This is a genomic window from Collinsella aerofaciens, assembly GCF_040926405.1.
GTDB lineage: Bacteria > Actinomycetota > Coriobacteriia > Coriobacteriales > Coriobacteriaceae > Collinsella.
This window is the reverse complement of sequence record NZ_JBCOIG010000062.1, coordinates 1-1,273: the sequence shown is the minus strand read 5'-3', so window position 1 is coordinate 1,273 and position 1,273 is coordinate 1. Positions and strand designations below refer to the sequence as shown.

Here is a 1,273-nt window from a genome sequence, read left to right as displayed (position 1 = left end):
GCCCAGACGCTCGCGCTGGAATCGACCGAGCAGAAGCTGAGCCGCTGGCAAAGGCTCAGGAGGGCTTGGAGGGGCTAGCCATGAAGCTCTGACCCAAATTGCAACATGGTCGCCGGCAGGAAAGGGGAGCCTTCAAGGCTCCCCTTTCTGTTAGCTTCCCTGCTGCTTTACGCTATGGCCATGAGACCATCGGCGAGGATTCCGCGGGCATACGCACCCGTCGACTTGCCCTCGGCCTTCGCTTCCTTCTCAAGCGCCCGTTTCATGGCGGCGGGAACCTTGAGGGACAGCGTCACGGTCTCGGGCGCTGCTTTCGGGAGCTTGCCCTCGACAACCTCGCCAACGTTGACCCATCCGCTAGGCCACTCATCGCGCTCAAGGGCGCTTTCCCAATCGGCAATCATCTCATCGGTAACGACCTTGCCGTTCTCGGCAACGATTCCGTTCATGTCTACCTCCATCCCAGCTCACGCTTGAACTTCTTCGTCGGCGGCACCATCGCGTGGAACACGCACCAAACGCCGTCGATATCCATGAATCCAATCAGCTCGGCAAATCTACCGTCGGGAAGCGAGCCGACCGAAATCCAGAGCGGCGGGTCATCCGTGCCGTTTCGCTGACGGCATCTAATCGGGTTCTCCCACGCATACGCGACTTCCTCGCTGGTAAGCCCGTGCTTGAGGGCGTTCCCATGCACTCTGACCACTGCCGTTCTCCTTTCTTTCCTAATAAGTATACCAGATGGGTATACCTAATTAAAGCACCTGATTATCGAGCGGTCGCGCTGGGGCTTCGTGGCCGTCAAGCTCCCTTCTGGCACCCCTCATATCCCCGACTTCATCGAGCAGAGACCACTCGCCCATCTCCCTCGAAAGCCCTTCCATCTCCACGACCTTCTCCCTGGCACCGTTGACGAGCACCTTCTCCGCTCGTCTGCCGTCACGTGCCGTCATGAAGTCGCGACCGGCCGCGAGCGCGGCCTTGCAAATCGGGTTCTCGGCGAACTCGGCGAGCTTGGCCTTGAAGCTACCGAGGAACCCCCTCACCGACAGGCACTCGGCTATCTGCGCCAGCTCGGCCTTGATGCGCTCGAACCTCGCGGCGAAGCTCTCGACCTGCACCTTGCACTCGGCGAGCTGCGCCCGCGCTGACGCAAGATCGGCATTGGCGGAAGCAAGCTCCGCCCTCGCCGACTCGAGCAGGTTGGCCTTCTCGTCCAGCTCGGACTGAACTCGGCGGCTCTCGGCCTTGTATTCGGCCACGGACTTGTGCC

General features: G+C 61.2%; 3 protein-coding genes. All 3 read right to left on the bottom strand.

From position 1 onward, the window contains the following. Positions 1-167 precede the first annotated feature (167 nt). On the bottom strand, positions 168-449 hold the full coding sequence (locus tag AB5758_RS09690) for a hypothetical protein (protein ID WP_368142053.1): 282 nt from the start codon (positions 447-449) through the stop codon (positions 168-170). Positions 450-451: 2 nt separating this feature from the next. Then, the gene (locus AB5758_RS09685; protein WP_117843712.1) at positions 452-706 is read right to left on the bottom strand and encodes a hypothetical protein; all 255 of its coding nucleotides are present in this window, start codon (positions 704-706) and stop codon (positions 452-454) included. A gap of 49 nt (positions 707-755) precedes the next feature. Continuing rightward, positions 756-1,273, bottom strand: a 518-nt coding sequence (locus AB5758_RS09680) for a hypothetical protein (RefSeq protein ID WP_368155548.1), incomplete at its 5' end; no start/stop codon positions are given.

Coding starts and splice junctions, on each gene's coding strand:
- AB5758_RS09690 (WP_368142053.1), bottom strand. CDS start 449: ATGAACGGAATCGTTGCCGAGAACGGCAAGGTCGTTACCGATGAGATG.